General features: G+C 70.7%; 32 protein-coding genes. 16 read left to right on the forward strand and 16 right to left on the reverse strand.

Annotated features, from left to right (window positions below):
- Nucleotides 1-5 precede the first annotated feature (5 nt).
- The gene (locus CF165_RS00315; RefSeq protein WP_093945365.1) at nucleotides 6-1,058 is read right to left on the reverse strand and encodes a UDP-N-acetylmuramate dehydrogenase; all 1,053 of its coding nucleotides are present in this window, start codon (nucleotides 1,056-1,058) and stop codon (nucleotides 6-8) included.
- Nucleotides 1,059-1,082: 24 nt separating this feature from the next.
- Here CF165_RS00315 and CF165_RS00320 point away from each other — a divergent pair, with 24 nt between their 5' ends.
- The 5 genes from CF165_RS00320 to purU all read left to right on the forward strand — a co-directional run bounded on the left by CF165_RS00320 (nucleotide 1,083) and on the right by purU (nucleotide 4,544).
- Complete coding sequence (locus CF165_RS00320; protein WP_093945366.1) at nucleotides 1,083-1,589, forward strand: DUF2505 domain-containing protein; 507 nt, start codon at nucleotides 1,083-1,085, stop codon at nucleotides 1,587-1,589.
- Nucleotides 1,568-2,368, forward strand: coding sequence for an SAM-dependent methyltransferase (locus CF165_RS00325; protein WP_093945367.1), 801 nt, complete (start codon nucleotides 1,568-1,570; stop codon nucleotides 2,366-2,368). The genes CF165_RS00320 and CF165_RS00325 overlap by 22 nt, the downstream gene beginning before the upstream one ends.
- A gap of 63 nt (nucleotides 2,369-2,431) precedes the next feature.
- Nucleotides 2,432-3,139, forward strand: coding sequence for a DedA family protein (locus CF165_RS00330; RefSeq protein WP_093945368.1), 708 nt, complete (start codon nucleotides 2,432-2,434; stop codon nucleotides 3,137-3,139).
- Entirely contained in the window at nucleotides 3,030-3,653 is a 624-nt protein-coding gene (locus tag CF165_RS00335) for a maleylpyruvate isomerase family mycothiol-dependent enzyme (RefSeq protein ID WP_093945369.1), read from the forward strand. Before CF165_RS00330 ends, CF165_RS00335 begins: the two co-directional genes overlap by 110 nt.
- Before the next feature lie 15 nt (nucleotides 3,654-3,668).
- The gene (purU, locus tag CF165_RS00340) at nucleotides 3,669-4,544 is read left to right on the forward strand and encodes a formyltetrahydrofolate deformylase (RefSeq protein WP_205660734.1); all 876 of its coding nucleotides are present in this window, start codon (nucleotides 3,669-3,671) and stop codon (nucleotides 4,542-4,544) included.
- A gap of 52 nt (nucleotides 4,545-4,596) precedes the next feature.
- Here purU and CF165_RS00345 read toward each other — a convergent pair whose 3' ends face one another.
- Nucleotides 4,597-5,646 carry an NAD(P)-dependent alcohol dehydrogenase gene (locus CF165_RS00345; RefSeq protein ID WP_093945370.1) on the reverse strand — a complete coding sequence of 350 codons (1,050 nt, stop codon included), beginning with the start codon at nucleotides 5,644-5,646 and terminating at the stop codon, nucleotides 4,597-4,599.
- A 97-nt stretch (nucleotides 5,647-5,743) separates the two neighbouring features.
- Between CF165_RS00345 and CF165_RS00350 the strand changes: the two genes are divergently transcribed.
- The 3 genes from CF165_RS00350 (at nucleotide 5,744) to CF165_RS00365 (ending at nucleotide 7,842) form a co-directional block, all read left to right on the forward strand.
- Nucleotides 5,744-6,343 (forward strand): TetR/AcrR family transcriptional regulator, encoded by a 600-nt coding sequence (locus CF165_RS00350; RefSeq protein ID WP_439098483.1) that lies wholly within the window; start codon nucleotides 5,744-5,746, stop codon nucleotides 6,341-6,343.
- A 9-nt stretch (nucleotides 6,344-6,352) separates the two neighbouring features.
- A complete protein-coding gene (locus tag CF165_RS00355) occupies nucleotides 6,353-6,967 on the forward strand; it encodes a pyridoxamine 5'-phosphate oxidase family protein (protein WP_093945372.1) in 615 nt (204 codons plus the stop codon).
- Nucleotides 6,968-7,218: 251 nt separating this feature from the next.
- Nucleotides 7,219-7,842, forward strand: coding sequence for a haloacid dehalogenase type II (locus CF165_RS00365; protein WP_093945373.1), 624 nt, complete (start codon nucleotides 7,219-7,221; stop codon nucleotides 7,840-7,842).
- Here the strand turns inward: CF165_RS00365 and CF165_RS00370 are convergent.
- The gene (locus CF165_RS00370; protein WP_093945374.1) at nucleotides 7,839-8,846 is read right to left on the reverse strand and encodes an NADP-dependent oxidoreductase; all 1,008 of its coding nucleotides are present in this window, start codon (nucleotides 8,844-8,846) and stop codon (nucleotides 7,839-7,841) included. The two genes, CF165_RS00365 and CF165_RS00370, sit on opposite strands and share 4 nt — an antisense overlap.
- 95 nt (nucleotides 8,847-8,941) lie before the next feature.
- On the reverse strand, nucleotides 8,942-9,376 hold the full coding sequence (locus tag CF165_RS00375) for an SRPBCC family protein (RefSeq protein ID WP_093945375.1): 435 nt from the start codon (nucleotides 9,374-9,376) through the stop codon (nucleotides 8,942-8,944).
- 114 nt (nucleotides 9,377-9,490) lie between these two features.
- On the opposite strand from CF165_RS00375, the gene CF165_RS00380 reads away from it, so the two are divergent.
- The gene (locus CF165_RS00380; RefSeq protein WP_093945376.1) at nucleotides 9,491-9,964 is read left to right on the forward strand and encodes a MarR family transcriptional regulator; all 474 of its coding nucleotides are present in this window, start codon (nucleotides 9,491-9,493) and stop codon (nucleotides 9,962-9,964) included.
- A gap of 29 nt (nucleotides 9,965-9,993) precedes the next feature.
- A complete protein-coding gene (locus tag CF165_RS00385) occupies nucleotides 9,994-10,785 on the forward strand; it encodes a class I SAM-dependent methyltransferase (RefSeq protein ID WP_240521406.1) in 792 nt (263 codons plus the stop codon).
- Between the two features lie 45 nt (nucleotides 10,786-10,830).
- On the opposite strand, the gene CF165_RS00390 is transcribed toward CF165_RS00385, so the two are convergent.
- Nucleotides 10,831-11,751: an ABC transporter substrate-binding protein gene (locus CF165_RS00390; RefSeq protein ID WP_093945377.1), complete on the reverse strand. Its 921-nt coding sequence runs from the start codon at nucleotides 11,749-11,751 to the stop codon at nucleotides 10,831-10,833.
- A gap of 138 nt (nucleotides 11,752-11,889) precedes the next feature.
- On the opposite strand from CF165_RS00390, the gene CF165_RS00395 reads away from it, so the two are divergent.
- Together CF165_RS00395 and CF165_RS00400 are read left to right on the forward strand one after the other, a co-directional pair.
- Entirely contained in the window at nucleotides 11,890-12,582 is a 693-nt protein-coding gene (locus CF165_RS00395) for an ABC transporter permease (RefSeq protein WP_093945378.1), read from the forward strand.
- Nucleotides 12,579-13,289, forward strand: a complete 711-nt coding sequence (locus CF165_RS00400) for an ABC transporter permease (protein WP_093945379.1) — start codon at nucleotides 12,579-12,581, stop codon at nucleotides 13,287-13,289. The genes CF165_RS00395 and CF165_RS00400 overlap by 4 nt, the downstream gene beginning before the upstream one ends.
- Before the next feature lie 343 nt (nucleotides 13,290-13,632).
- Here the strand turns inward: CF165_RS00400 and CF165_RS00405 are convergent, their stop codons facing one another.
- Nucleotides 13,633-14,196, reverse strand: a complete 564-nt coding sequence (locus CF165_RS00405) for a cadmium resistance transporter (RefSeq protein ID WP_093945380.1) — start codon at nucleotides 14,194-14,196, stop codon at nucleotides 13,633-13,635.
- A gap of 59 nt (nucleotides 14,197-14,255) precedes the next feature.
- On the opposite strand from CF165_RS00405, the gene CF165_RS00410 reads away from it, so the two are divergent.
- On the forward strand, nucleotides 14,256-15,191 hold the full coding sequence (locus tag CF165_RS00410; RefSeq protein WP_093945381.1) for a GNAT family N-acetyltransferase: 936 nt from the start codon (nucleotides 14,256-14,258) through the stop codon (nucleotides 15,189-15,191).
- A gap of 235 nt (nucleotides 15,192-15,426) precedes the next feature.
- Here the strand turns inward: CF165_RS00410 and CF165_RS00415 are convergent, their stop codons facing one another.
- The 6 genes from CF165_RS00415 to CF165_RS00440 all read right to left on the reverse strand — a co-directional run bounded on the left by CF165_RS00415 (nucleotide 15,427) and on the right by CF165_RS00440 (nucleotide 19,944).
- Nucleotides 15,427-16,875, reverse strand: a complete 1,449-nt coding sequence (locus CF165_RS00415) for an aromatic amino acid lyase (RefSeq protein ID WP_093945382.1) — start codon at nucleotides 16,873-16,875, stop codon at nucleotides 15,427-15,429.
- Nucleotides 16,872-17,879 (reverse strand): ornithine cyclodeaminase family protein, encoded by a 1,008-nt coding sequence (locus CF165_RS00420; protein ID WP_093945383.1) that lies wholly within the window; start codon nucleotides 17,877-17,879, stop codon nucleotides 16,872-16,874. The genes CF165_RS00415 and CF165_RS00420 overlap by 4 nt, the downstream gene beginning before the upstream one ends.
- Nucleotides 17,876-18,418: a YbaK/EbsC family protein gene (locus CF165_RS00425; RefSeq protein WP_093945384.1), complete on the reverse strand. Its 543-nt coding sequence runs from the start codon at nucleotides 18,416-18,418 to the stop codon at nucleotides 17,876-17,878. The genes CF165_RS00420 and CF165_RS00425 overlap by 4 nt, the downstream gene beginning before the upstream one ends.
- 48 nt (nucleotides 18,419-18,466) lie before the next feature.
- Nucleotides 18,467-18,760: a DUF2516 family protein gene (locus CF165_RS00430; protein WP_013222364.1), complete on the reverse strand. Its 294-nt coding sequence runs from the start codon at nucleotides 18,758-18,760 to the stop codon at nucleotides 18,467-18,469.
- A gap of 84 nt (nucleotides 18,761-18,844) precedes the next feature.
- A complete protein-coding gene (locus tag CF165_RS00435; protein ID WP_093945385.1) occupies nucleotides 18,845-19,522 on the reverse strand; it encodes a hypothetical protein in 678 nt (225 codons plus the stop codon).
- The gene (locus tag CF165_RS00440; RefSeq protein WP_020643011.1) at nucleotides 19,519-19,944 is read right to left on the reverse strand and encodes a helix-turn-helix domain-containing protein; all 426 of its coding nucleotides are present in this window, start codon (nucleotides 19,942-19,944) and stop codon (nucleotides 19,519-19,521) included. Before CF165_RS00440 ends, CF165_RS00435 begins: the two co-directional genes overlap by 4 nt.
- A 148-nt stretch (nucleotides 19,945-20,092) precedes the next feature.
- Here CF165_RS00440 and CF165_RS00445 point away from each other — a divergent pair, with 148 nt between their 5' ends.
- Nucleotides 20,093-21,241 (forward strand): methyltransferase domain-containing protein, encoded by a 1,149-nt coding sequence (locus tag CF165_RS00445; protein WP_093945386.1) that lies wholly within the window; start codon nucleotides 20,093-20,095, stop codon nucleotides 21,239-21,241.
- On the opposite strand, the gene CF165_RS00450 is transcribed toward CF165_RS00445, so the two are convergent.
- Genes CF165_RS00450 through CF165_RS00460 form a run of 3 tightly spaced genes read right to left on the reverse strand, consistent with a single transcriptional unit; the run spans nucleotide 21,238 to nucleotide 22,588 of the window.
- On the reverse strand, nucleotides 21,238-21,849 hold the full coding sequence (locus CF165_RS00450; RefSeq protein WP_093945387.1) for a P-loop nucleotide/nucleoside kinase family protein: 612 nt from the start codon (nucleotides 21,847-21,849) through the stop codon (nucleotides 21,238-21,240). The two genes, CF165_RS00445 and CF165_RS00450, sit on opposite strands and share 4 nt — an antisense overlap.
- A 1-nt stretch (nucleotide 21,850) precedes the next feature.
- A complete protein-coding gene (locus CF165_RS00455; protein ID WP_276209714.1) occupies nucleotides 21,851-22,192 on the reverse strand; it encodes a TFIIB-type zinc ribbon-containing protein in 342 nt (113 codons plus the stop codon).
- A gap of 27 nt (nucleotides 22,193-22,219) precedes the next feature.
- Complete coding sequence (locus CF165_RS00460; protein WP_093945389.1) at nucleotides 22,220-22,588, reverse strand: VOC family protein; 369 nt, start codon at nucleotides 22,586-22,588, stop codon at nucleotides 22,220-22,222.
- Nucleotides 22,589-22,678: 90 nt separating this feature from the next.
- Between CF165_RS00460 and CF165_RS00465 the strand changes: the two genes are divergently transcribed.
- Complete coding sequence (locus CF165_RS00465; protein WP_093945390.1) at nucleotides 22,679-23,140, forward strand: CGNR zinc finger domain-containing protein; 462 nt, start codon at nucleotides 22,679-22,681, stop codon at nucleotides 23,138-23,140.
- 213 nt (nucleotides 23,141-23,353) lie between these two features.
- On the opposite strand, the gene CF165_RS00470 is transcribed toward CF165_RS00465, so the two are convergent.
- Nucleotides 23,354-24,652 (reverse strand): DUF445 domain-containing protein, encoded by a 1,299-nt coding sequence (locus tag CF165_RS00470; RefSeq protein ID WP_093945391.1) that lies wholly within the window; start codon nucleotides 24,650-24,652, stop codon nucleotides 23,354-23,356.
- Between the two features lie 29 nt (nucleotides 24,653-24,681).
- On the opposite strand from CF165_RS00470, the gene CF165_RS00475 reads away from it, so the two are divergent.
- Nucleotides 24,682-25,848 carry a pyridoxal phosphate-dependent aminotransferase gene (locus CF165_RS00475; protein ID WP_093945392.1) on the forward strand — a complete coding sequence of 389 codons (1,167 nt, stop codon included), beginning with the start codon at nucleotides 24,682-24,684 and terminating at the stop codon, nucleotides 25,846-25,848.
- The last annotated feature ends 476 nt before the right edge of the window (nucleotides 25,849-26,324 follow it).

Consider the following 26,324-nt stretch of genomic DNA (forward strand, 5'->3'; position numbering starts at 1 on the left):
TCGGCTCAAATCACACAGTTGATCAGCAGTGGTTCGGGGTGCAACTGGACGCCGAACCGCTCGTACACGCCGTCGCGGACCTCGCGGGCGAGGGCGAGGAGGTCCTCCGTCGTCGCGTCGCCGCGGTTGGTCAGCGCGAGGGTGTGCTTGGTCGACAGCGAGACGCGGCCCCCCGGCCCGGGGTGCCCCTTGGCGAAGCCGGCGCGCTCGATCAGCCAGGCCGCGGACAGCTTGACGCCGCCGTCGGCCGGGTACTGGGGCGCCTCCGAGCCGACGGCCGACCTGATCCGCTCGAGCACCCCTTCGGCCTCGGCGCCCGGGAGGATCGGGTTGGTGAAGAACGAGCCCGCGCTCCACGTGTCGTGGTCGTCCGGGTCGAGCACCATGCCCTTGCCGCGACGCAGCTTGAGCACGGCTTCGCGGGCTTCGGCGGCCGGGACGCGCGCGCCGATCTCGACGCCGAGCGTGCGCGCCAGCTCGGCGTAGCGGATGGGCGCGGACAGGCCGTCTTCGCGGACCTCGAAGCGGACCGTGAGGACGACGCCGGTGTCGGTGCCCTTGAGGATGCTGGTGCGGTAGGCGAAGCCGAGTTCGCCTGCCTTGAGCGTGCGCACTTCGCGCGTCACGCGGTCGTACAGCTCGAGCGAGACGATCGACTCGGCGACCTCGCAGCCGTACGCGCCGACGTTCTGGATCGGCGTCGCGCCGACGCTGCCCGGGATGCCGGAGAGGCATTCGAGCCCGCCGAGCCCGGCGTCGACCAGCGCGGCGACGAACGCGTCCCAGTTCTGGCCCGCCTCCACCTCGACCACGGCACCGTCGCGGCGCCACCCGGTGTTCGCCACCTCGACGAGCGTGCCGTCGAACCCCGCGTCGCCGACCACCAGGTTGGAGCCGCCGCCGAGCAGCAGCACCGGCTCGCCCGCCGCGTCCGCCTCGCGGACCGCCGCGACGAGGTCTTCGCCGGTCACGGCGCTGACGAACCGGCGAGCCGGGCCGCCCAGGCGCAGCGTGGTGTACGCGGCGAGCTTCGGGAGTTCGGAAGTACGGGTGTCCACACGCCTGACGGTACTGTTCGGTCCATGGCATCCCCGATCGAGCACCGCGCTGAGTTCGCCGCCGACGTCGCGTCGACGTACGCGGCCGTCGCCGGCGAGGACGCGCTGCGGGCCCGCCTCGAGCAGCTCGGCGGCCACGGCGCGGCCCTGCTCTCGTACGAGGTGTCCGGTACGGACCTGCGGTACGAGCTGCGGCAGGGCATCAGCGCGGACAAGCTGCCGCAGGCGGTCCGGACGCTGCACAAGGGTGACCTGCTGGTGACGCGGACGCAGACCTGGCGCGTGAGCAAGGACGGCACCGGACGGCAGGGCAACGCGACCGTCGAGGTCGGCGGCGTCCCGGGCGACATCACCGCACGGACGGCACTGCTGGCCAACGGGGACCAGACCGTGCTGCGGATCAGCGGCGAGGTGACGGTCCGGATCCCGCTGTTCGGCGGGAAGCTGGAGAGCGTGATCGCCGAGCAGGTCACCAAGCTGCTGGAGCGCGAAGCCGAATTCACCGCGAAGTGGCTGGCCGAGGCCGCCTGAGCCCGGTCGGCGCGCCGACCCGCGGCACGACCAACCCGAACCGCCTGCGCCGGGTCGACCGGTGGATCGCTTCCGCGCCGGTCACTTCCCGGCTGTTGCGCTCGGCCGTCTCCCCGCTGGTCGTCGATCTCGGCTATGGCGCTTCGCCGGTGACGACGGTCGAGCTGGCGCGGTGGCTGCGCCGGGTCCGGCCGGACGTCCGGGTGCTGGGCCTGGAACTGGATCCGGTGCGGGTGGCCGCCGCTTTGCCTGCCGCGGCGCCGCCGTTGCTGGACTTCCGCCGCGGCGGGTTCGAGCTGGCCGGGACGCGGCCGGTGCTGGTGCGGGCGTTCAACGTGCTGCGGCAGTACGCGGAGGACGAAGTCGCGGGCGCGTGGGGCCTGATGCTGGACTCGATGCCCGCCGAGGGCCTCCTGGTCGAGGGCACGTGCGACGAGATCGGCCGGCTGTCGACGTGGGTGCTGGTCTCGCGGGCCGGGCCGGTCTCGCTGACGCTGTCGATGCGGCTGGCCGGGCTGGACCGCCCGTCGACGGTGGCCGAGCGGCTGCCGAAGGCGCTGATCCACCGGAACGTGCCCGGCGAGCGCGTCCACGAGCTGGTGTCCGCGTTGGACGCCTGCTGGGCCACGGCGGCGCCGCACCAGGCGTTCGGCGTGCGCTCGCGCTGGCTGGAAACGGTCCGGCTGCTGGTTTCCCGCGGCTGGCCGGTGCTGGGCCCGCCGTCACGGATCCGGCTCGGCGAGCTGACGGTCCCCTGGCCGGCGGTCGCCCCCGGCTGAACGTTCACCAGGCCACCCCCGCTGCGTCATCCGCAGGTGACCTTCGGTGATCACCATTGAGACGTGGAACTCCTGGGGCAGGTCACCGAGCTGCTGCGCGACGCGCTAGGTTCGCCGTGGCTGTGGCTGGCCGTCTTCGCCGTAGCCGGGCTGGACGCGCTGCTGCCGTTCATGCCCAGCGAGACGACCGTCGTCACCGTCGCCGTCCTGCTCGGGCCCGACCCCGCGCAGCTCACCCTGCTCGCCGCGGTGGCCGCCGGAGGCGCGTGGGCGGGCGACTGCCTCGGGTACGCCGTCGGCCGGTACGCGGGGCCGCGGGCGATCGCGCGGCTGCGGCGCGGGCCGGACGGCCGCCGTCGTTATGAGTGGGCCCGCGACCAGGTGCGGCACCACGGCGGGCTGCTGATCATCGCCGCCCGCTACCTGCCGGGCGGGCGGGTCGCCAGCGCCCTCGCGAACGGCAGCCTCGGCTACCCGCCGGGCCGGTTCGTGACGCTCGACGTCGCCGGAGCGGCGATCTGGGCGGTGTACAGCGTCCTGATCGGCTTCGCGGGCGGAGCCGCTTTCGCCGACGAGCCAGGCAAGGGCCTGTTGCTGTCCTTCAGCCTCGGGCTGGGCTTGGTTTTCGCCATCGAAGCCGGGCGACGGCTACGGTCGGCTCATGCAGCTGCTCGAAGCGATCGACGTCCACGCCGACGGGCTCAAGCGGGCGGCATGTGCGGCCGGACCGGCGGCCCCGGTGCCGAACTGTCCGAAGTGGACTGTCGATGAGCTGGTGACGCACGTCGCGTTCGTGCACTGCTTCGTCGTCGGCCTGGCGGTGAACCGGCCCGCGAAGCCGGCACCCCCGCCAGGCTGGGACGACGTCCTCGGGTGGTGGGACGGCCAGCGCCTCGCCCTGCGCGAAGCGTTGAGCCGCGACCCGGAAGCCCTGGCCTTCTCGCCGTACCCGGGCTTCGCGTCGACAGTCGGCGACTGGACGCGGCGCATGGCCCACGAGACGGCGATCCACCGCCTCGACGCCGAATCGGCGCTCGAGGACGGCCCGAAGACGCGCTTCTCGCCGGAGTTCGCGAACGACGGGATCGACGAATTCCTGACCTACCTCACCCCACGCCTGGGCAACCGGGCCGACGTGCGCGTCACGACACCGGAGCGCACGTGGACCCTCGGCGAGCCGGCCGCCGAAGTCGACGGCGCCGCCGACGACGTCTACCGGGCGCTGTGGGGCCGTCCGCACCGGGCGTCCGTCACGGGTGACCTCGCACCGCTCGCGGCGCCCTGACCAGCGCAAGGGACAATGTCCGGCGTGACCGCTCCCGAACGCCGCTACGTCATCACCTTCGGCTGCCCCGACCGCACCGGCATCATCGCCCGGATCTCCGGGTTCCTCGCCGAGCACGGCGGCTGGATCGTCGAGGCGGCCTACCACACCGACCCGGACACGGGCTGGTTCTTCACCCGCCAGGTGGTCCGGGCCGACTCGCTCCCCTTCGACGCCGCCGAGCTGCGCGTCCGCTTCGGCGAGGTGGCCGCGGACCTGTCCGCCGACTCGAGCTGGCAGGTCAGCGACACCGGCGAACGGCGCCGCGCGGTGATCCTCGTCTCGAAGGCCGGGCACTGCCTGTACGACCTGCTCGGCCGCGTCGCCTCGGGCGAACTGGACGTCGACATCGCCGCGGTGATCGGCAACCACGAGAGCCTCGGCGACATCACCCGTGCGCACGGCATCCCGTTCCACCACGTGCCGTTCCCGGCCGGTGGCAAGGAAGCGGCGTTCGAGCAGGTGCGCAAGCTGGTCGACGAGCACGAGCCGCACGCGGTGGTGCTGGCGCGGTTCATGCAGATCCTGCCCGCCGACCTGTGCCGCGAGTGGGCGGGCCGGGCGATCAACATCCACCACAGCTTCCTGCCGTCGTTCATCGGCGCGAAGCCGTACCACCAGGCGCACACGCGCGGCGTGAAGCTGGTCGGCGCGACCTGCCACTACGTGACGGCCGACCTCGACGCGGGCCCGATCATCGAGCAGGACGTCATCCGCGTGGACCACGGCGACTCGGTCGAGGACATGGTCCGCAAGGGCCGGGACATCGAGAAGGTGACGCTGGCCCGCGGCCTGCGCTGGCACCTGGAGAACCGGGTGCTGGTGCACGGCAACCGGACGGTCGTGTTCTGACGCGGTCGTGAGTGCGTAACAGTGTTAGAACACTGTTACGCACTCACGAGGGTCACGCGCCGATGGTCGAGGCGTCGATGACGAACCGGTAGCGCACGTCGGAGTTCTCGACGCGCTCGTAGGCCTCGTTGACCTTGTCGGCCGAGATCGTCTCGATCTCCGCGCCGATGCCGTGCTTCGCGCAGAAGTCCAGCATCTCCTGCGTCTCGGCGATGCCGCCGATCATCGAGCCGGCCAGCACCTTGTTGCCGCCGATCAGCGAGAAGGCGTTGTACGCCAGCGGTTCGCCGGGCGCGCCGACGTTGACCATCGCGCCGCCGACGCGCAGCAGGCCGAGGTAGGCGTCCACCGGCAGCTTGGCCGACACGGTGTTGAGGATGATGTCGAACTTGCCGCGGAGGACGTCGAACGTCGACTCGTCGCTGGTCGCGTAGTACTCGGAAGCGCCCAGCTTGAGGCCGTCCTCCTGCTTCTTGAGGCTCTGGCTCAGGACCGTCACCTCGGCGCCCATCGCGGCGGCGATCTTGACGGCCATGTGGCCGAGCCCGCCGAGGCCGATCACGGCGACCTTCTTGCCGGGGCCGGCACCCCAGTGGTGCAGCGGCGAGTAGGTGGTGATGCCCGCGCACAGCAGCGGCGCGGCGACGTCGAGGTCGATGCCCTCCGGGATGCGGCAGACGAAGGCGTCCTTCACGACGATCTGGTTGCTGTAGCCGCCATAGGTGTTCTCGCCGTCCAAGCCGACGCTGTTGTACGTCTGGACGTTGCCGTTGACGCAGAACTGCTCGGTGCCGGCCAGGCAGTACTCGCACTCGCCGCAGGAGTCGACCATGCAGCCGACGCCGACGCGGTCGCCGACCTGGTACTTCGTCACGGCCGAGCCGACCGCGGCGACGACGCCGGCGATCTCGTGGCCCGGGACCATCGGGAAGATCGCCTGACCCCAGTCCTCCTTGGCCTGGTGGAGGTCGCTGTGGCAGATGCCGGCGTAGGCGATGTCGATCAGCACGTCTTCGGGACGCAGGTCACGGCGCTCGATCGTGGTCGGCGCCAGCGGCGCGCCCGGCGCCGGGGCGGCGATGGCGTGCGTGGTCGTGCTCATGGAACCCTCCAAGTTCAAGTACCGTCGTAAGAGGTCTCATACATCAACGACGTAAGAGGTCTCTTACATATTCCGAGCGAGAGATGTGAGCCAGGTCATGGGCGGCAAGTACCACCACGGCGACCTCCGCGGCGAGCTCGTGCGCGTCTCACTCGACCTGATCGCGGAGCAGGGGCTCGAAGGCTTCTCGGTCGCGGAGGTCGCGCGGCGGGCGAAGGTCAGTCCCGGTGCGCCCTACCGGCACTTCGCTTCCCGGGAAAGCCTGCTGGCCGAGGTGGCGGGCAACATCGCCTGCCAGCTCGCCGACCGAGTCACCGCGGCGGCCGCCGAACACGAGGACCCGGTGGACGCCCTGGCCGCGGCGGCGGGCGCGTACACCCGCTACCTCATCGAGCGCCGGGCCGGGATGAACGTGATCTACGCCGACGGGCTCCACGGCCCGCAGCACACCGGCCTGCACGACCAGACCCGGCGGCTGACCGACGAGTTCCTGCTGCGCTGCCTGGTGGTCGCCCCGGACCCGGCGACCGCGCTGGAGCTGATGGAGCAGCTGTTCACCCAGGCCCACGGCTACGGCACGTTCCAGCTCGACGGGGTCTTCGTGAAGCACGGCTATTCGACGGACCTGGTGGTGAAGAAGTCCTCGGAGGCCGCGCGGGCCGCGATCATGGGCCGGATCGTCGGTGGTGCCCGCTAGCTTGGGGGCATGGGGATCATCGACTCACACGAAGCACTGCGCGCGATCGTCGGCGAGGCCGCCGAACTGACGCAGAAGAAGGTCATCGACCGGATCGACGAGCACGCGCGCACCCTGATCGAGCACTCACCGTTCGTCCTGCTGGCGACGTCGGCGCCGGACGGCAGCTGCGACGTCTCACCGCGCGGCGACCCGGCGGGCTCGGTGCTGGTGCTCGACGAGAAGACTCTGGTGCTCGCGGACCGGCCGGGCAACAAGCTGATCGACAGCTTCCGCAACATCGTCGACAACCCGCACGCGGGCCTGCTGTTCCTGGTGCCGGGCATGAACGAGACGCTGCGCGTCAACGGCCGCGCGACGCTGGTGTCGGAGGCGCCGTTCTTCGACTCGCTGGTGGTGAAGGGAAAGCGGCCGAAGCTCGCGGTGGTCGTCGAGGTCCGGGAGCTGTACATGCACTGCGCGAAGGCGTTCCTGCGGTCGTCGCTGTGGGACCCGTCGACGTGGCCGGACCGTTCGGCGCTGCCGTCGATGGGCACGATCATGCGGGACCAGCTGTCGCTGCCGACGTCCGCGGAGGAGCTGGACGCGCGGCTCGACGAACGGGCGATGACCCAGCAGTACTGATCTCGGCGACCACGTCGAGCAGGCCGGGGAACCGCGCGTCGAACTCGTCCCTCCCGCAGGCGGACGAACGTGCCGTTCCCCGCGTCGCGCTGCCGCACCAGACCCGCCTGGCGCAGCACCTTCCAGTGGTGCGTGCGGGTCGACTTGGCGAGCGGCAACGGGAAAGACGAGCAGGCCCGCTCGCCGGCGTCGCCGCCGAGCTGTCGTACCTTCGGTCAGGTACGACAACCTTCGAACCTCCGGAGCGCCGCATGCTGTGCGTGTTCGACGTCAACGAGACCCTGCTCGACCTCGCCCCGATGGACGCCCTCGTCGGCGGCCCCGAGCTGCGGCGCGAGTGGTTCGGGCTGGCCATCCACACCGTCCTGACCGTGACGGCGACCGGCGGGTACCAGGACTTCGCCGGCATCGCGGGCGCGGCCGCCGTCGAGGTGGCCGCCCGGCACGGGCGCGAGGTCGACCTCAAGAAGATCGGCGAAGGACTGCGGACCCTTCCCGCCCATCCGGACGTCGAAGCGGGCCTGGCGAAGCTGCGGGAGGCCGGCCACACCGTCGTCGCGCTCACGAACTCGCCGCTCGCCACCGCCGAGGCGCAGCTGCAGAACGCCGGGCTCGCTCCACTGTTCGACCGGATCTTCTCGGCCGAGCAGGCCGGCAGGCTCAAGCCCGCCCCGGAGCCGTACCACCAGGTCGTGGCCGCCTATCCCGGGAAGGAGGCGGTGATGATCGCCGCGCACGACTGGGACATCGCGGGCGCGCAGGCGGCCGGGCTGCGGACGGCGTTGCTCGCCCGCCGCGGCGTCCGCCCGCTGCCCGGCTCACCCGAGCCGACGTACACGATCTCGGCCCTGCCGGAGCTGGCCGAGCTCCTCTAGTCCGCGATGCGGACGAGCATCTTGCCGGTGTTGGCGCCGGACAGCAGGCCGAGGAACGCCTCGGGCGCGTTGCGGATGCCGTCGACGAAGGTCTCGGAGTACTTGATCTCGCCGGAGCTCACCAGCGGCGCGACCTCGCTGACGAACTGCTGCTGCAGGTGCCAGTGGTCGATCACCAGCAGGCCGCGGATGGTGAGCCGCTTGGCGATGACCTGCGCGAGGTTGCGCGGCGCCGGGGTCGGCTCGGTCGCGTTGTACGTGGAGATCATCCCGCAGATGGCGATCCGGCCGTGCACGGAGATGGCGTCGATGGCCGCTTCCAGGTGCTCGCCGCCGACGTTGTCGAAGTAGACGTCGATGCCTTCGGGAGCCGCCTTGTGCAGCTGCTCGGCGACCGGGCCGTCCTTGTAGTTGAAGGCGGCGTCGAAGCCGAGGTCGTCGATCAGGTGGCGGACCTTCTCCGCCGAACCGGCCGAGCCGATGACGCGCTTGGCGCCCTTCAGCTTCGCGAGCTGGCCGACCAGCGAGCCGACGGCACCGGCCGCGCCGGACACGAACACCGTGTCGCCCGGCTTGAACTCGGCCGACTCCAGCAGGCCCGAGTACGCGGTCAGGCCCGGCATGCCGAGCACGCCGAGGTACGTCGACAGCGGCGCCGCGGCGCCGTCGACCTTGACGTACCGGCCCGCGTCGAGCACGGCGTGGGTGCGCCAGCCGGCCTGGTGCAGCACGTGGTCACCCGGCTTGACATCGTCCACATGGGACTCGACGACCTCGCCGACCGCGCCACCGGACATGACCTCGCCGACCTGGAACGGCGGCGCGTAGGACTTGACGTCCTTCATGCGGCCGCGCATCGCGGGGTCGACGCTCATGATCAGGTTGCGCACCAGGATCTGGCCGTCGCCCGCCGCCGGCACCTCGGTGTCGACGATTTCGAAGTTGTCGTGCGTCGGAACGCCTTCCGGACGCGAAGCCAGCCGGATTTCGGTCGCCGTGGTCATCGTCGAATCTCCTCCAAGTCTCGAAGCGGGGCAGACGCCCCGGATTCCACCCGATGTAACCAGCTAACCGGGGCGCAGATTCCGATTGTGATCGGTTACACGATCTCCGCAAGCTTGGCCAGCACACCGTCGTAGATCTTCTTCAGGCCACCGGGCGCGAAGGTCTTCTCGAAGAAGCCGCCGATGCCGCCCGCACCATCCCACGTGGTCTCGATCTTCACGACACTGCGTTCACCGGCTTCGGTGACCGTCCACGTGGTGACCATGCTGGAGTTCGCGTCGGTCTCGACCAGCGTGCCGGGCTTCGGCTCGGTGACGGTGGCCTTGACGTCGCGCACCCGCTTCGACGTCGCCTGCAGCTTCCACCCGGCCTTGGTCCCGGCGCCGACGCCGCCCTCGGTCACCTCGTAGTCGCGGTAATGCTCGGTGAGCAGCTTCGGACGCGTTTCGGCGTAGTCGGCGACGAGCGCGCGGACCTTGTCGGCCGGAGCGTCGATCGTGCGCTCCGCGGTGGCCGTGACCTTACCCATTTCACTCCTTCTTCGAAGTTCGCGAACAGGCTCCACGATTTCACCGCCACGCGCACGTCCGGCGGGCGGCCTCGGCGGTTAGGCTGCCCGTAGTCCAGATGATACGAGGGCCGTATGAGTTCGCGAGCGGGCCGCCGCCGGTCGACCGTGGTGGTGAAGGAGTCGTTGCGGGAGCTGCGCAACCAGCTTTCGCTGCTGAACCACCAGGTCAGCGCGCACCTGGGCCTCAAGGACGTCGACCTGGACTGCCTCGAGCTGATCGCCCGGCACGGTCCGCTGAGCCCGAGCGCGCTCGCCCGCCGCGCGGGCCTGCACCCGGCGACGATGACCGGCATCCTCGACCGGCTCCAGAAGGGCGGCTGGATCGTCCGCGAACGCGACCCCGAGGCGGCCGACCGGCGCGCGGTCGCCGTGCGCGCGGTCCGCGGCCGCAACGCCGAGCTCTTCCGGCTCTACGCGGGGATGAACACCGCGATGGACGAGCTCTGCGCCGGCTACAGCGAGGACGAACTGGCGCTGATCGCCGGTTTCCTCCGCCGCGCGACGTCGGCGGGGCACACCGCGACCGGTGACCTGGCTAACGGCTGACCAGCGGTTTTTGTGCTGTACTCCTCGTCGTGACCAGCGATCTGTGGATGACGGGCGACGCGTACGAGGCGTACATCGGGCGGTGGAGCCGGCGCGTCGCCGAGAGGTTCGTGCGGCAGCTCGGTGTGCCGGCGAGCCGGCGCTGGCTCGACGTCGGCTGCGGCACCGGAGCGCTGACGTCGGCCGTGCTGGCCGCGGCCGACCCCGCGGAAGTCGTCGGCGTCGACCCGTCCGAAGGATTCTTGACGACCGCCCGCGCCGCGGTGACCGACCCGCGCGCGTCGTTCGAGACCGCCGACGCGCGATCGTTGCCGTTTCCCGACGACCGCTTCGACGTCGTCGTGACCGGCCTGGTCCTCAACTTCGTGCCCGAACCGGCGAAGGCCGCGGCGGAGATCGCGCGCGTGACCGCGCCCGGCGGGCTGGCCGCCGCCTACCTCTGGGACCTGGCCGAAGGCATGCAGCTGATCCGCCACTTCTGGGAGGCGGCCGCCGAACTGGACCCCGCCACGGTCGCCGAGCTGGACGAGGGCCGCCGGTTCACACTGTGCCGCCCGGAACCACTCGGCCGGCTGTGGACGGAAGCGGGCCTGACCGCGGTGTCCGTCGGCGAGATCAAGGTCCCGACGGTGTTCACCGGCTTCGACGACTACTGGACGCCGTTCCTCGGTGCCCAGGGCCCGGCACCGGCGTACCTGGCGACGCTGCCCGAGGCCCGCCGCACCCAGATCCGCGAGCTGCTGCGCAGCCGCCTGCCGACGAACCCGGACGGCTCGATCCCGCTGACGGCCCGCGCGTGGGTCGTGCGCGGGACCGCCTGACCGCCGCGGGCCGCCCCCTTCCCCGGGGACGGCCCGCGGGGGCGCTCAGAGACCGGCCTGGGACAGCCAGTCCTTGGCGACGTCTTCGGCCCGCTCGTTGTCGGAGTCGACGCGCTTGTTGAGGTCCCGCATGACGTCGGTCGTCAGCTTCGCGCTGACCGCGTTCACGGCGTTCGCGAAGTCGGCGCCGCGCTCGTCGAGCACCTTCTTGTTCACCGCGGGCACGACGTTCTCGGTCGGCACGATGTTGAGGTCGTCCTTGAGCACCGTGTAGGCCGGGTCACCGGTCAGCGGGCTGACCGAGTCGACCGGGATGACCGTGACCGCCCCGGACTTGAGCTGCTGGACGCGCGGCCCGGCTTCCTGGATGGTCTGGAAGGTGATGTTGGTCAGCTTGTAGACGTCCGTGAAGCCCTTGAAGCACGGAAGCCGCTTCTCGCACTCCGGGGGGCCCGCCATGACGACCTTGTCCAGCTTCTTCAGGTCGCTGATCGACGCGATGCCCTTGTCCTTGGCCAGGTCGGACTTGACGATGTAGGTGTTCTTGTCCTCGGCGGCCGCGAAGTTCAGCAGCGCGACACCGCTGGGCTCGAACAGCTTGGCCAGCTGGTCGTGCTCCTCCTGCGCGGTCTTGCCGGCTTCCTTGCCGAAGCCGGTGGTGATCGCCGCGCCCTGGTACTCCGGGACGAACTGAAGGTCACCGGACTTCAGCGACGGGTAGATCAGCTCCCGCGAGCCGAGGTTCAGCTTGCGGGTCACCGGGTAGCCCTTGGCCTCCAGCGCCTGCGCGTAGATCTCGGCGAGGATCTGGCTGTCGGTGAAGTTGAAGGAGGCGACGACGATCGGCGCCCCGCCCTTGCTCTGCGCGGCGGGCTTGTCACCGCTGCCGCTGCCGCCGCAGGCGGCCAAACCGAGCGTCGCCGCGACGGCCACCGCCACCACGGACGCGTTCCGGAACCAGCGCACGAATCCCCACTCCCTCGTCACTCGAACAGACGAAAGGACCCTAGCGCCGTGCACCGACAAGAATCCACATGTTGGGAGGAACCGCGCCAAATTCCCAGCCTGCGGAATTTGACCGCCCGATCGGGGTAGGGTCGGCCGGTGCACGTGACCGCGGTGACGCCACTGGCCGCTGACAGCGGACCCCCGATCTTCCAGTGGAGGTGGGTGGACCGCAACGCCGACGTCATCGTCCAGCGACTGCTCGAGCACATCTCGCTGACGGCCGCGGCGCTCGGCATCGGCCTGGTCGTTTCGATCGCGCTGGCGGTGGTTTCGCTGCGCTACCGCTGGTCGTACGGGTTCATCCTCAGCACCGCGGGCGCGCTGTACGTGATCCCGAGCCTGGGCGCGTTCGCCGTGCTGGTGCCGTTCTTCGGCCTGACGTTCGTCAACGCGATGATCCCGCTGGCGACGTACACGCTGCTCATCCTGGTCCGCAACATCGTCACCGGCGTCGACCAGGTGCCGAACGAGGTCCGCGAAGCCGCGATCGGCATGGGCTACACACGCGGCAGGCTGCTGTGGCAGATCGAGCTGCCGCTGGCGCTGCCGGTGGTGATCGCGGGCCTGCGCGTCGCCGCCGTGACGACGATCGGCCTGGTGACGGTCACCTCCATGCTCGGCCTCGGCGGCTTGGGTTATTTCATCCGCCACGGCATCCAGACGGCGACACCCAACCCGACGGAGATCATCGTCGGCATGGGCTTGTCGGTGGTCCTGGCGGTGGCCGTCGACCTCTTCCTCTGGCTCGGCGAGCGCCTGTTGACGCCCTGGACCCGGAGGACACGATGAGCTTCCTCGACCAGCTGAACGCCTGGCTCGCCGAGCCGCACCGCTGGAGCTGGACCGACCGGGCGGGCATCCCCTACCGGACGCTGGAGCACCTCAGGTTTTCCCTCCTGGCGCTGGTGATCGCGGCAGTGCTGACGATCCCGGCGGCGTTGTGGCTGGCCCACTACCGCCGCGGCGCGTTCCTCGCGAGCAGCGCGGTGAACATCGGCCGCGCGGTCCCGAGCTTCGGGCTGATCATCCTGTTCTGGTTCCTGGCGAGCCGCTGGGAGCTGGACACGACGTTCTGGCCGCTGCTGCTGGCCCTGGTCGCCCTGGCGATGCCACCGCTGTTCACCAACACCTACGCCGGCGTGGTGTCCCTGGAGCAGGACACAGTGGACGCCGCCCGCGGCACGGGCTACCGCGAGTGGCAGATCATGCTGCGTCTCGAGTTCCCCCTGGCATCCCCGGTGATCCTGGCGGGCGCGCGGGTGTCGTTCCTCCAGCTGATCGCGACGGTGGCGATCGGAGCGATCGTCAACGACGGAGGCGGCCTGGGCCGCTACATAGTCGACGGCTTCGCCCTCGGCGCCCAGGGCTACGGCGAGATCTTCGCCGGCGGCCTGGCGGCCGTGGTGCTGGCTCTCCTGTGCGACGGCATCTTCGCGCTGCTCGTCCGCGCGGCGACCCCTCGGGGTCTCGCCCTGCAGAACGCCCGGCGCGGGTAATCCCGCTCGGCGGGGACGGTCCGCGCCCCCTTCGGGGCCCCACCCCCACCCCTCCCAGCCAGGTTTCCGGCGAAATCGATCGCCGGTGCGGTGCTCCACGTGCGAAACGCGCACGCGGGCTGCCCGCTGGTGTCGCGGATGACTCATTCCGGACGTACAAGGTCCCCCATGACTCATTCGCGACACTCCGAACCACGGGCCGCCGACGGCGACCAGCGGCAGCGTGGCGAGTCGGACGACGGCGGCCGCCACGCACTCCGGCCAGCCGGCAGCCGCTCCGAAGTCCTGGTTCCGGCGACTTCGCAGGCGCCGAGTCTCGCAAGCCGGTGCCGGCCACATCGCGCTAGAACGCGCCGAGCAGGATCAGCACGCCGAGCGCGATCAGCACCGCCGGTAGCACCACGTGCCCCCACCGCGCGAGCACCTGGGCGACGCCCGGACGGGTCGCGAGGAACCGCCCGGCGACGCACCACACCGCGACGCCCACCAGGAACACCACCACGTAACCGGCCAGGCCCGAGGGCCCGGTCGCGGCGAACGCGGGGACGTACACGCCGACGTTGTCACCGCCGTTGGCGAAGCACACCGTCGCGATCCCGAGCAGTCCGGTCGCCGGCGCGGGCCCGTCGTCGTCCTGACGCCGTGCCTGCCAGGCCGCCCGGATCCCGAGCAGCACCGGCAGCACGCCCAGCCAGCGGACGGCACCGTCCGGCAGCAGCCCGGCCCCCAGCGCTCCCGCGACCGACACGGCGAGGATCGCCGCGAAGCCGAGGAACTGCCCGGCCACGACCTTGAGCCGGCCACGCCGTCCGGCCGCCTGGCCGAAGAACACCGCGAGCAGCACCAGGTCGTCGACGTTCGTCACCGCGAACATCGCGGCCGCGCGTCCGAGCAGTCCGCCGTCCAACCCCACCCTCCCGGTAAACCGCTTGGCGAAGGCCGGCGCGGCACAGGACGATTCTGCCCATGCCCGCCACCACGCGCCGCGGTTACTCCGGTCCGGAGGACCTGCGGGCCATGCAGAGCCTGGCCCGGCGGATCTGGTCGAAGGCGAGTTCGGTGCACGTCGGGGATCTCGCGTGGCAGCGGTTCCAGCACGTCGGCCGTGAAGCCGAGTGGCCGACTGTGCTGTGGGAAGCGGGCGGCGAAGTCGTCGCGTGGGGCTGGCTTTCGCTACCCGGTGAACTGGCGCTGCTCGTCGATCCGGCGCGCCCTGAGCTCGCGTCCGAAGTGCTCGGCTGGTTCGAAGACACCGCCTCCGCCGCCGAGCTCACTGTCACTGTGCTCGACGCCGAAAAGCATGTCGTCGCCGCGCTGGAGCGAAGCGGTTACGCGCTTCAGGAGAGTCCTGTTTTCCAGTCGTATATGTCTCGCCTCCTCGTGGATCTGCCCGAGCCCAAGGTGCCCGGTGGGTTCACCGTCCGGCCGGTCGGCCCGGACGATCTCGAACGGCGCGTGGCCGTGCACCGCGCGGTCTGGCACCCGTCACGGGTGACCGGACCGAGCTACCGGAACGTCATGGCCGCCTGGCCGTATCGCGCCGAACTGGATTGGGTCGCAGAAGCACCCGACGGCCGGTTCGCCGCTCAGTGCCTGATCTGGCTCGACGAGCGCAATGCCGTCGGCGAGCTGGAGCCCGTCGGAACTTTGCCGGAGTTCCGTCGCACCGGGCTCGCCCGCGCGGTGTGCCTCGCCGCGCTGCGCGCGGCCCACCACGCCGGCGCTCGCGAAGCCGTCGTATATCCGGTGATCGGTCATCCGAAATCCGTTGCTGCCCTCCCGTTGTATCGAGATCTGGGCTTCCGCCCGTATGCCCGCACCCTCACCTTCACGCGGACCCGCCGTCGTATCCCTCCTTCCCCGGGGTCCGCGTCCCCGGAGGGCGCCTACCAACGAACGTAGCGCGGCGGCCGGCCCGCCTGTCCGTTTCGGCGGCCTCCGGCGGCAGGTTGTCCACATCGGGGCAGCCCTGTGGACAACTCGGTGGATTCCTTTGCTGCGGCCCGAAACGTCGGTGTCGCGCGATAGCGTCGAGACGGGGGGGGCGCCCCCGCGGGCCGAGGGGTGAACAGCGGCGAAACGCGCGGACCAACGAGGCAGAAAGCCTTCGTAGCAAAGGAGAATTGGCCCAGCGGATTCAGGTGAGCGTGAACAGGTCGTCGAAGTAAGCCGCCCGGCAAGCAGCGATCAACCGTGAGACTTCGGGGCCGAGCGAACGGTCCTCGTCGACCGGCGGCACCACCGACCGCACCCACTCGTACGCCGCGCGAAGACCCGGAACGCCATCGCCGCCGGCCAAGTACCGAGCCTGCGAGCCCGTGATCAGCTCGCACGCCGTGATCGCGAAGAGGTGCGAAGCGGCCTCGCGCAGTTGCTCACCGGCGGCCGCCGCAAAGGCTTGCACGTCCTCCTGACCGGCCGAAGTGTCGATCGAGCCGAGGGTCGCCGGTGTCGCGAGCCGGCGCAGTGCCTGCAGTTCGCCGACCGCTCGCTTGTGCAGCGGCGCCAATCCCGCCCGCGGCCCCGGATCCGCCGTGAGCTGCGCCGGGAGACCGCTGAACCGCTCGTCGAGCAGCCGGTGCGTCCGCTGCACCGAAATCTCGCCCAGGTGCACCAGCGCGGCCGTCACCGCGTCCATCCGCAGGCTCAGGTCCACCGCGTGATAGCCGGTCCCCGGCAGGAACGCACCGTCGACGAAAGACGGCGAATCGCCGGGCATCGTCTCCCAGCGCCGCCAGGTCTCGTGCAGGTCGGTGTTGACGCGGGACGCGTGGGCGAGCGCTCGCGGCGCGACCCGCACCGAAAGCGGGGCCTGGACGACGCCGGGCCGTACGGGACCGATTCCGGCCAGGGAATTCAGCTCGTGCAGCAGCGTTCGCAGGTGGTCGTCACCGCCCGCCATGACCGGTGAGAAGACCTCGCGCGGCGCGCCGAGGACGTCGATCGCCATCGCTTCGGTGAGCGTCTGCAAGTCGATGAGCTGCTGGGTTTCGGTCCAGCCGCGTTGCGCGTGCGTCATCGCTAGCGGAGATCCCTGCAGCAGGGAAGCACCTTCCTTCGGCCCGAGGACGTACGGCTCGGCGCCGCGCGCGGCGAGCGCCGAAGCGGCCGGGACCTCCACGCCGTCCTCCAGCACCGTGCCGATGCCGAGGAACGTCTGGAAGGCGTGCGCCAGCGGGATGATCTCGCCCGAGCTGCCGAGGCCGGAGCGCGGGACCGCCGGCGTGAAGCCGTCGTTCAGGCGGTCCACCAGGAACTGCACCAGCTCCGGGCTCACCCCCGACCACGGCCGCAGGAAGTCGCGCAGCCGGACGACGAGCAGCGCGCGGACGTCCTCGGACGGGAGCCACGGCGGCCCGCCGACGGCGCGGCCGACCAGCAGGTTGCGCTGGTGCTCGGCCTGTTGCCCCGCGTCGAGGACGACGCCCGCGAGGCGGCCCATCCCGGTGGTGACGCCGTAGACCGGATTCTCTCGCTCCGCAAGCGCCGTCAAGAGCACTTCCCGGCGTCGCTTCAACGTCTCCACCAGCGGTTTGTCCAGAACCAACCGTTCACTGTCGGCGAACTCGCTGTCGGAGACGATCATCGGTAGGGCAGCATGGTGCCGACGCCGGAAGCCTCGGCACGGGCGAGGATCATGTCCGCCACCGCGATGTCCGTTGTGGACAGTCCGCGGTGCCAGAACAGGATCCGTTCGGCGTCGTGCTCGCGGCCAGGCCTCTTCCCGGCCACGATGTCGCCGATCTCGGCGTGGACCTTGTCCTCGGTGAGGAGGCCGGCGTTGAGCTGCGGGCGCAGGGCGCCGAACCGTGGGTTGCCGGACCGCGATTCGCGCCAGTCGTCGACGACGAGCTTGTCGATGTCGTCGAGCAGCGTGAGTTCGAGCGCGCTGATCGTGCCGTAGGGCACCAGGAAGGTGCCCGGCCGGAGGAACTCGCGGCGCACCAGCGCCTCGGGCTCGACGAGCCGGGACGCCTCGACCTGGATGTCCGCGCCGTCCAGGGTCTCCTCGGCCGTGGCACAGACGCGGACGTCCTTGCCGAGCCGCTCGGACAGCCGGCGGCCGAAGTCCTCCCGCGACCCCGGACGCTTGCTGGTCACGCGGATCTCGGCGAAGTCGAACAACGAGTCCAGCAGCACGACGTTCCACCAGGCGGTACCGCGGGCGCCGATGTGCCCAAGCACCCGTGAATCCGGGCGGGCCAGGTACTTCGCGCCGACGGCGGTCATCGCGCCGGTGCGGGCCTCGGTGATCATCGTGCCGTCGACGATCGCCCGCGGCATGCCGGTGTCCGGGTCGAGCAGCAGGATCAACGCCATTTCCGAAGGGAGGCCCCGTTCGAAGTTCCCCACGAAGTCACCGACGACCTTCACACCACTGACCTGCTTCGAGGACAGGTGGCCGCGGAGGATGTTGAAGTGGCCCTTGCCGCCGTTGTCCGGCACGAGGTGCGTACGCGGCTCGAAGACGACCTGACCACGGCCGTGGTCGGCGAGCACGTCCTCGACCGCGCCGACGATGTCCGCGTCCGTGACGCCGAGCGCGTCGATGTCGGCACCGGTCAGGTACCGGAGCCAGACGGACGTCACCGGGCGAGGTCCTCGACGACCTCCGCCCCGGGCAACGCGGCCAGCGCGGCGCCGGAGATCAGCAGCTTGCTGCCGCGGATCCCGCTGCCGATGACGAGCTCGGGTGCGTCGGCGACCCGCCGGTCGATCAGGATGGGCCATTCGGCGGGCAGGCCGACCGGCGTGATGCCGCCGTACTCCATCCCGGTCAGCGCGACGGCTTCGTCCATCGGTGCGAACGACGCCTTGCGGACGTCGAGGCGGCGCTTGATCACGCCGTTGACGTCGGCGCGGGTGGTCGCGAGCACGAGCGCGGCCGCGAAGCGGACTTCGCCCGCTCGCTTGCCGGCGACGACGACGCAGTTCGCGGACGCCTCGAGCGACGAGCCGTACGCCTCGCAGAAGGCGGCGGTGTCGGCGAGCGACGGGTCGATCTCGGTGACACCGACGGCGTCCGGGTCGGCGAGCGCGGCCAGGGCCTTGGCGACGGGCTCGGCGAGCAGATCAGTGCGCGTGGGGGCGGGAACGACGGTGAGGCTCCCGGCGATCGTCCAGGTCATGACCCCATTAAAGCGTCCCCGCCCGATGTGGCGGGGACGGGAAGGAACTCACCAGCTGGAGCCGCCGCGCTGGACCTCGATCAGCTTCGGGCGGACGTCCACGATGTAGACGAGGGCCGCGGCCATGGCGGGCACGTAGAAGATCATCCCGGGGCCCATCACGGGGAAAAGCACCATGGCGAGCGTCGCGCCACCGGTGATCAGCATCCAGATGGGCTTGGTCTTGCGGTCGGCCGCCGAGTAGGCGTCGGCACGCTGGAGCAGCGCGTGCACGAAGGCGAAGAGCCCGACCAGCGCGCTGCCCCAGTGGATGACATTGAGGATCCAGATGGCGACTAGCACAGCGACAGCTTACGGCAAACCACCCGAACGACCCCGGCCCCGCCACCGGGGACGCGGTGGCGGGGCCGGGTGTTCACGGCGTTTTTACTTGTCGGTCTTCGGCGCGGCCGGCTTCTTCGCGGCGGCGCTCGTCGTCGTCCGGCGGGCCGGGGCGGCCGTCTTCGGGGCCGTCTTGTTCGCGACCTTGCGGCTCGCGGAGCGGGTCTCGTGGGCGACGTCGTCACCCAGCTCCTCGATGGCGTCGGCGGCCTCGCCGGCGACCTCGGTCACCTTGCGGGCGGTCTTCTCGCCGGCCGAGCGGGTGCGCTTGGTCACCTTGGCCAGCACGCCGTCGACGCGCTCGCGGACCTCGCCCCCGACGACCTCGACCTGGCCCTGCGCGGTGGTCAGGGCCTCTTCGAGCTGCTCGATGGCCTTCTTGACCTGCGGCTGCGCGGCGATCTTGTCCCACGCCTGCTCGCCCGACTCGGCCAGCTTGTTGTACAGCTTGAGCGCGGCCTCGGTGTACTCGTCGATGACCTTGCGCAGCTCGGCCGGGTCCAGCTTCTCGCGGAGGCTCTCGACGTCGGTCGGCAGCTCCTGCAGGTTCTTGCGGGCGACCTCGCCGCTCTTGGTCACGTTCTCCTTGGCCTTCGCCACGGCGTCGGTGACGGCGTGGGTGGCCAGGTTGCCGGCGCCGAGTGCGGCGAGCAGCGGGGTGCGGACCTGGTCGAGGGCGGTGGTGACGGCCTTCTTGACGTCTTCGGTCTTGGGGGTGGTCATGCTGGCTCCTTGGTGTCTGCGGCTGGAGTGGTGTCTGGGGTGTCCGGGGTGGGAGCGGACTCGGCGGCCGGCCGTGCCGCGGCGTTCTCCCGGCGGAAGGACTCGTAGACGTCGAGCAGGACCTGCTTCTGCCGTTCGGTCAGCTCGGCGTCGGCGCGAATCGCGTCGCCCACCGGACCACCCGTCGGCAGATCGAGGATCCCGGCCTGCACGTACAGCGCTTCCGCCGATATGCGCAGGCCCTTGGCGATCTGCTGCAGGATCTCCGCGCTGGGCTTGCGCACCCCGCGCTCGATCTGGCTCAGGTACGGGTTGGACACGCCGGCGAGCTTCGACAGCTGGCGCAACGAGATCTTCGCGGTGTTGCGCTGCTGGCGGATGTACTCGCCGATGTCGGAAGCGATGTCCGCGACCTTCTCCATGGGACTGCCGGATCCTGACGTCCCACCGGTCTCCGTCATCCGGTCACCTCCTCGCGACACCTTCGACGGTACGCGCGAGTGCTAGCTATTGCAAGCACTCTGCTTGCAACTATCGGGTGTGGTGGTGCTCACCGCTAACGTTGGTCCCATGACGCGCTCGGCCCGGCTGCGGCGGCGCCTCGTCGAGCTGCTGCTCGACGAGGACGTCCTGCACGCCCCGGAGTGGGTCGCCGCCTTCCGCGCGGTGCCCCGCCACGTGTTCCTGCCGCGGTTCTTCGTGCCCGCGGGTGGGCTGTGGGCGGCGGTCGAGCGCGGCGATCCGGGCTGGCTGGAGACCGTCTACTCCCGCGACGTGCTGGTGACCCAGCTGGACGACGACCCGGACCGCTGGGAGCTCGCCCGGCGCGACGGGCCGGTGGCGGGCACGCCGACGAGCTCGTCGAGCATGCCGTCGATCATGGCGATCATGCTGGAGGAGCTGCGGGTGCGCGACGGGCAGCGCGTGCTCGAGATCGGCACCGGCACCGGGTACAACGCCGCGCTGCTGAGCCACCGCTGCGGCGCCGGCTTGGTGTCCACAGTGGACATCGACCCGGGGATCGTCGAGACGGCGCGCGAGCGGCTGGCCACGGCGGGCTACCGGCCGGCGTGCGCGGTGGGCGACGGCGCGCTCGGCTTCCCGGCCGGCATGGTCTTCGACCGGGTGCTGTGCACCGCTTCGGTGTCTTCGATCCCGGTGGCGTGGCTGGCGCAGACCGCGCCGGGCGGGCTGATCGTGACGACGCTGAACCGGCCGATCGGCGCCGGGCTCGTCCGGCTCGTCGCCGGCGAGGACGGCACCGCGCAGGGCCGCGTCCTCGCGCGCGACGGCCGCTTCATGCCGCTTCGCGCGCACCGGCTGCCGGAATACGACCCACTGCCGACGCCGTCGCGGGACGACTGGGAGCAGACGCGGCTCCCGATGGTGATGGTGATCCAGCCGCGCAGGCAGTTCGAGTTCTTCGCCGGGCTGGCCCTGCCGGGTGTACGGGCGATTCGCGTGAGCACCGACGACGAGGCCCCGAGCTTCGCGCTGGTGCACCCGGACGGCTCGTGGGTCCGCCAGCGCAGGCGCGCAGGCGCGAACGAGGTGGCGCAAGGCGGCCCGCGCGCGCTGTGGGACCTCGCCGAAGCCGCCTACGTCGAGTGGTGCGAGCTGGGCAAGCCGGAACGCGACCGGTTCGGTCTGACGGTGACCGCGGACCGCCAGGAGTTCTGGCTCGACGCGCCGGACGGCCGCACCTGGCCGCTGGACTAGGGCAACCGGGCGCGGATCCACTTCTCGACGTGGTCGGCCGTGACCTCCGGCGGCACCTCCGTCGTGTCGAAGAGGTCGACGCCCAGTTCCGGCGCCGTCTTTTGGAGCCAGGCGTTGAACACCAGCATCTCCTCGATCCGCGGCTCGTCCCACTCCCGCCACGCCGGACGCGCCCGCAGCCGCGCCCGCAACGACTCCGCCGACCCGACCAGCGCCAGGTAGTGGATGTCGCTGAAGAAGGCGCGCTCCGGCAGCGGCTCGAACTCCGGAGGCGCCACCGTCCCGCACAGCACGACCGGACGGCCGCTCTGGTGCAGCATCGCCGCCATCCGCAGCCAGACCGAGCGGAACGCCGTGACGTCGTCGCGCAGCGCATCGATCCAGAGGACGTCCTGCTCCAGCACGACGACGTCGCCGGCGAGCCGCGCCGCCAGCAGCGGGCCCATCGTCGACTTCCCGGCGCCGCTCGGGCCGGTCAGCGCGAACAGCGGCAGCTTCCGGAACGGCCACTCGTGCCCGCACCGCGCGCACCGCAGCAGGTCACCGGAGACGACCGGGCGGTCCGCCAGGTCACCGCACGCCGGGCAGATCCGCAGGTCGAGACCCACTTCAGTCGAAGAGGTTCTCGAGGAAGCTGCGCTTGCGGTGACCATGCCCGCCGTACGGGCGCGGTGAGTCCGAGTACCCGCGGTGCGGCCGGGGCGAGTCCGGGTAGCCCCCGCGGTACGCCTTGGGCGAGTCCGGGTGGCCGCGATAGGGGCGCGGCGAGTCGGGGCGGCCGTGCCCGCCCTGGTACGGCGGCGGCTGGTGGCCGTAGAACGAGCTTTCCGCACCGACGATCGCCTCGAGCTCACCGCGGTCCAGGAAGATCCCGCGGCAGCCGTCGCACTGGTCGATGTGGACGCCGTTCTTGGCCACGGTCCGCATCTGGTTCTGACACTTCGGACAAATCACCCCGCCGAGCCTACCCAGAAAACGTCAGCAGGCGCACAGGCAGAACGGGTGCCCCACCGGGTCGGCGTAGACGCGGAACGTCTTGGGCTGGTCGTCCAGCAGCTTCGCCCCCAGACCGAGCACGCGCTCGTGCGCCGCCTCCAGGTCCGTGACGTTCAGGTCCAGGTGCAGCTGCTGCGGGTTCTCCGCCGACGGCCACGCCGGCGGCCGGTAGTCGGGCACCCGCTGGAACGCGAGGCCCGCGCCGCCCGCGGGGTTGCGCAATGTCGCCCAGTGCCCGTCGTCGACGACTTCGGGCGCCTCCCACTCCAGCACCGCCCGGTAGAACTCGGCCAGCGCCACCGGGTCGGGGCAGTCGAGGGCCACCACACCCAGCGTCGGTACCGCACTCATCGTCGCTCCCTTCGATTATGACTAACCAGCGAAAGCATTATGTGGGTTAGCGCAGACCAGGGCAACCACCCTCCGCCGTACACTGGTTTCGTGCACACCGACGCCTCCCTCGTGGTGGAGTTCCTCAACACGGTCAACGTCGAAGAGGGCACTGACCTGCTCGAAGATCCCGGGGAGTGGCACGGGTGGGCGGCGAAACACGCGTTGACGGCCAATCCGGCCGCCGAGGCACGCTCGGCGCGGGACGCTCTGCGCGCCGCGATCGGCGACCCGCGGCTGCCCGGCGGCAGCGTCGACGTCGGCACCCGGATCTCCCTGACCGCCGACGGGCCGGCACTGGTCGCGGACGACGTCGTCGGCGCGGTGTTCGCCGCCTGCGCGCGGCTCGTCGTGCGCGGGGACTGGATCCGGCTCAAGATCTGCCCCGCCGACACCTGCCTGTGGGCGTTCTACGACGAGTCCCGCAACCGCTCGCGCACGTGGTGCTCGATGCGCGTCTGCGGCAACCGCGAGAAGGCGCGTGGCTGGCGGGCCCGCGCCGCCGCGGGCTGAAAAGGCTCAGCCGAGCGGATGACCCTCGAACGGCTGTGGACAACTCGGACGCAAGGCACCACATATCCACGCCCCGGACCGGCTCGGCCCCATACGTTGTGGACAGCCGTTAGGCCATCACCGTGAAAACCTGTGGATAACCCGGGGGATAACTCAGCTTCCTGTGGACAACTGGTTTGAAGGTCCCCCAGATGTGGTATAGCACCTGGTTGGTCAGAACAGCAGCTCGGCGACCGCGTAGATGACGAGCCCGGCCAGCGCGCCCACCACCGTGCCGTTGATCCGGATGAACTGCAGGTCGCGCCCCACCTGGAGCTCGATCTTGCGGGACGTCTCCTCGGCGTCCCAGCGCTCGACCGTGTCGGTGATGATCGTGGTGATCTCGCGCGAGTAGTTCTTCACCAGGTACGCCGCCGCGCCCTCGACCCAGCCGTCGGCCTTCGAGCGCAGCTGGTCGTCGGAAACCAGCCGCTCCCCGAGCGACGTGAGACCGAGCCGGACGCGCCGGCGCAGCTCGCTCGACGGGTCCTCGGCCGCGGTCAGGAGCATTTCCTTCGCGGTGCTCCACGCCGAGCCGATCAGCCGCTGCACCTCCTCGTGGTGCACGATCTGGCCCTTGACCTGCTCGGCGCGTGCCATCACGTCCGGGTTGGTCTGCAGGTCCTGGGCGAACTCGCCGAGGAACTTGTCCAGCGCGAGCCGCATCGGGTGGTTGACGTCGGTCTTGACCGCCCACGCGAAGGACAGCACCTCGCCGTAGACCTTGTCCGCGAGCATCTCGTCGACGAACTTCGGCGACCAGCTCGGGGCCCGGTCGGACACCACGCGCAGCATCGTCGTGTGGTTGTCGCGCACCCACTCGTAGGCGCGGTCGCACATCAGGTCCACGAGCTTGTGGTGCGCGCCGTCGGCGAAGACGCCCTGGAGGATCTTGCCCAGCGGCGGGCCCCACGGCTTGTCGATGATCCGGCGGGCGACGGCCTGCTCCATGATCGCCTGGATGTCCTCGTCGCGGAGCACCTTCACGGCGGCCCGGACCGCCGTGGCCAGCTCGGACGTCACGCGCTCGGCGTTGTCCGGCTCCGCGAGCCAGCCGCCGAGCCGCCGCGCGATCTCGACGCGCTTGAGCTTGTCGCGCACGACCTCCTCGGACAGGAAGTTGGAGCCGACGAAGTCGCCGAGGCTGTTGCCCAGCGCGTCCTTCTTGTTCGGGATGATCGCCGTGTGCGGGATCTTCAGCCCGAGCGGGTGCCGGAACAGCGCCGTGACGGCAAACCAGTCGGCCAGCGCGCCGACCATGCCCGCCTCGGCCGCGGCCCGGACGTAGCCGACCCAGCCCGGCCAGCCGCTCGCCTGCGCCCAGCTCGTCAGCAGGAAGACGACCGTGGCGCCGAGCAGGAACGAGAGCGCGACGAGCTTCATCTTGCGCAGCGCGCGCCGCTTTTCCTCTTCGCCGGCCAAGCCGCCCGGGGGGTCGGCGGGCAGCACCTTCGCGGGGGTCAGTTGCTCCACATCCCCATTGTCCGTGAGGATGGCTGATCGTGCGCGAACCTGCTCTCGTCCCCCGCCTCCGGCCGTTCACCTCGACCATCTTCGCCGAGATGACGGCGCTCGCGGTCAAGCACGACGCGGTCAACCTCGGCCAGGGCTTCCCGGACACCGACGGCCCGGCCGGGATGCTCGAAGCGGCGAAGAACGCGCTGTTCGGCGGGGCCAACCAGTACCCGCCGGGACCCGGGCGGCCCGAGCTGCGGGCCGCCATCGCGCGGCACCGGCTGCGGTACGGCACCGAGTACGACCCGGACACGGAGATCCTCGTCACCGCGGGCGCCACCGAAGCCATTGCGGCAGCGTTGTTGGCGCTGACCGAGCCCGGTGACGAGGTCATCGTCATCGAGCCGTACTACGACTCCTACGCCGCCGCGGTCGCCATGGCGGGCGCCCAGCGCCGGGTCGTCGGGCTCGTCGAAGGCCCCGACGGCCGGTTCGGGCTCGACATCGCCGGGCTGCGCGCCGCCGTCACCCCGCGGACCAGGGCGATCCTCGTCAACTCGCCGCACAACCCGACCGGGACCGTGTTCACCCGTGCCGAGCTGGAGGCGCTGGCGGCGCTCTGCGTCGAGCACGACCTGATCGCCATCTGCGACGAGGTCTACGAGCACCTCGTGTTCGATGACGCGGAACACATCCCGCTGGTCACCCTGCCCGGGATGCGGCCGCGGACGGTGAGCATCTCCAGCGCCGGGAAGACGTTCAACTGCACCGGCTGGAAGATCGGCTGGGTCTGCTCGACACCGGAGCTGGTCGCCGCGGTGAAGGCGGCGAAGCAGTTCATCACCTTCGTCTCCGGCGGGCCGCTGCAGCCGGCCGTCGCGTACGCGCTCGACCACGAGCTGCCCTGGGTCGACGGCCTCCGCGCGAGCCTGCAGGAGAAGCGCGACCGGCTTTCGGCCGGGCTCGCCGACGCCGGGTTCGCCGTGCGGCCGACGGCGGGCACCTACTTCGTCTGCGTCGACGTGCGGCCGCTGGGCTTCACCGACGCCGCCGACCTGGCCTGGGAACTGCCCGCCAGGGCGGGTGTCGCCGCGGTGCCCGTGAAGGTGTTCACCGATCACCCGGACGAGTGGAACCACCTGCTGCGTTTCGCGTTCTGCAAGCGCAACGAAGTCATCGACGAGGCCATCACCCGATTGCGCAAACTGGTCTGACGACCGGACGCCCGCGCCGCGCCCCTTCCGACAGCCGATCGGGGTGCGGCGAAGGCTTCACGTCGGTCACCGCTGTCACGCTCCGCGACCGTCAGGATGCGCTCGCGCGACGACGGACCGCGGCCATGATCACGGAAAGAAACGGGTTTCCGGGTCTCGGCGCGGTGCCGGTGCCCTCTCGCGGACGGCTCGCCGAAATCGTGATACGAGCACCTAACGCGACCGTTCCGGCACGGACGGCGATGCGCCGGCAGGAAACATCAGGTCAACCGCGGAGGTGGCAATTTGCAGTACTCCTCCGAATGGCCGCAGACAAGCACCCGAACGGCACTGAGAGTGATCAACTCCTCGGCCGCAGATACCTTGCCCGGTAGGGCCGTTCCGCCTTACGGGCTGGATCGAAGGCGGCAGAGATGAAAGACTCCCGAGCGGTGCTAGAAAGAGTGCAGCCCCGGGGGAACTGCGACCTGGCCGGA

The organism is Amycolatopsis vastitatis (assembly GCF_002234595.1).
GTDB classification, from domain to species: domain Bacteria; phylum Actinomycetota; class Actinomycetes; order Mycobacteriales; family Pseudonocardiaceae; genus Amycolatopsis; species Amycolatopsis vastitatis.

Bases quoted from the DNA above. Each gene is read 5' to 3' on its own strand.
- CF165_RS00320 (WP_093945366.1), top strand. From the start codon at position 1,083: ATGGCATCCCCGATCGAGCACCGCGCTGAGTTCGCCGCCGACGTCGCG.
- CF165_RS00335 (WP_093945369.1), top strand. From the start codon at position 3,030: ATGCAGCTGCTCGAAGCGATCGACGTCCACGCCGACGGGCTCAAGCGG.
- purU (WP_205660734.1), top strand. From the start codon at position 3,669: ATGTCCGGCGTGACCGCTCCCGAACGCCGCTACGTCATCACCTTCGGC.
- CF165_RS00345 (WP_093945370.1), bottom strand. From the start codon at position 5,646: ATGAGCACGACCACGCACGCCATCGCCGCCCCGGCGCCGGGCGCGCCG.
- CF165_RS00350 (WP_439098483.1), top strand. From the start codon at position 5,744: ATGGGCGGCAAGTACCACCACGGCGACCTCCGCGGCGAGCTCGTGCGC.
- CF165_RS00355 (WP_093945372.1), top strand. From the start codon at position 6,353: ATGGGGATCATCGACTCACACGAAGCACTGCGCGCGATCGTCGGCGAG.
- CF165_RS00365 (WP_093945373.1), top strand. From the start codon at position 7,219: ATGCTGTGCGTGTTCGACGTCAACGAGACCCTGCTCGACCTCGCCCCG.
- CF165_RS00370 (WP_093945374.1), bottom strand. From the start codon at position 8,846: ATGACCACGGCGACCGAAATCCGGCTGGCTTCGCGTCCGGAAGGCGTT.
- CF165_RS00375 (WP_093945375.1), bottom strand. From the start codon at position 9,376: ATGGGTAAGGTCACGGCCACCGCGGAGCGCACGATCGACGCTCCGGCC.
- CF165_RS00380 (WP_093945376.1), top strand. From the start codon at position 9,491: ATGAGTTCGCGAGCGGGCCGCCGCCGGTCGACCGTGGTGGTGAAGGAG.
- CF165_RS00400 (WP_093945379.1), top strand. From the start codon at position 12,579: ATGAGCTTCCTCGACCAGCTGAACGCCTGGCTCGCCGAGCCGCACCGC.
- CF165_RS00410 (WP_093945381.1), top strand. From the start codon at position 14,256: ATGCCCGCCACCACGCGCCGCGGTTACTCCGGTCCGGAGGACCTGCGG.
- CF165_RS00415 (WP_093945382.1), bottom strand. From the start codon at position 16,875: ATGATCGTCTCCGACAGCGAGTTCGCCGACAGTGAACGGTTGGTTCTG.
- CF165_RS00425 (WP_093945384.1), bottom strand. From the start codon at position 18,418: ATGACCTGGACGATCGCCGGGAGCCTCACCGTCGTTCCCGCCCCCACG.
- CF165_RS00435 (WP_093945385.1), bottom strand. From the start codon at position 19,522: ATGACCACCCCCAAGACCGAAGACGTCAAGAAGGCCGTCACCACCGCC.
- CF165_RS00440 (WP_020643011.1), bottom strand. From the start codon at position 19,944: ATGGAGAAGGTCGCGGACATCGCTTCCGACATCGGCGAGTACATCCGC.
- CF165_RS00445 (WP_093945386.1), top strand. From the start codon at position 20,093: ATGACGCGCTCGGCCCGGCTGCGGCGGCGCCTCGTCGAGCTGCTGCTC.
- CF165_RS00460 (WP_093945389.1), bottom strand. From the start codon at position 22,588: ATGAGTGCGGTACCGACGCTGGGTGTGGTGGCCCTCGACTGCCCCGAC.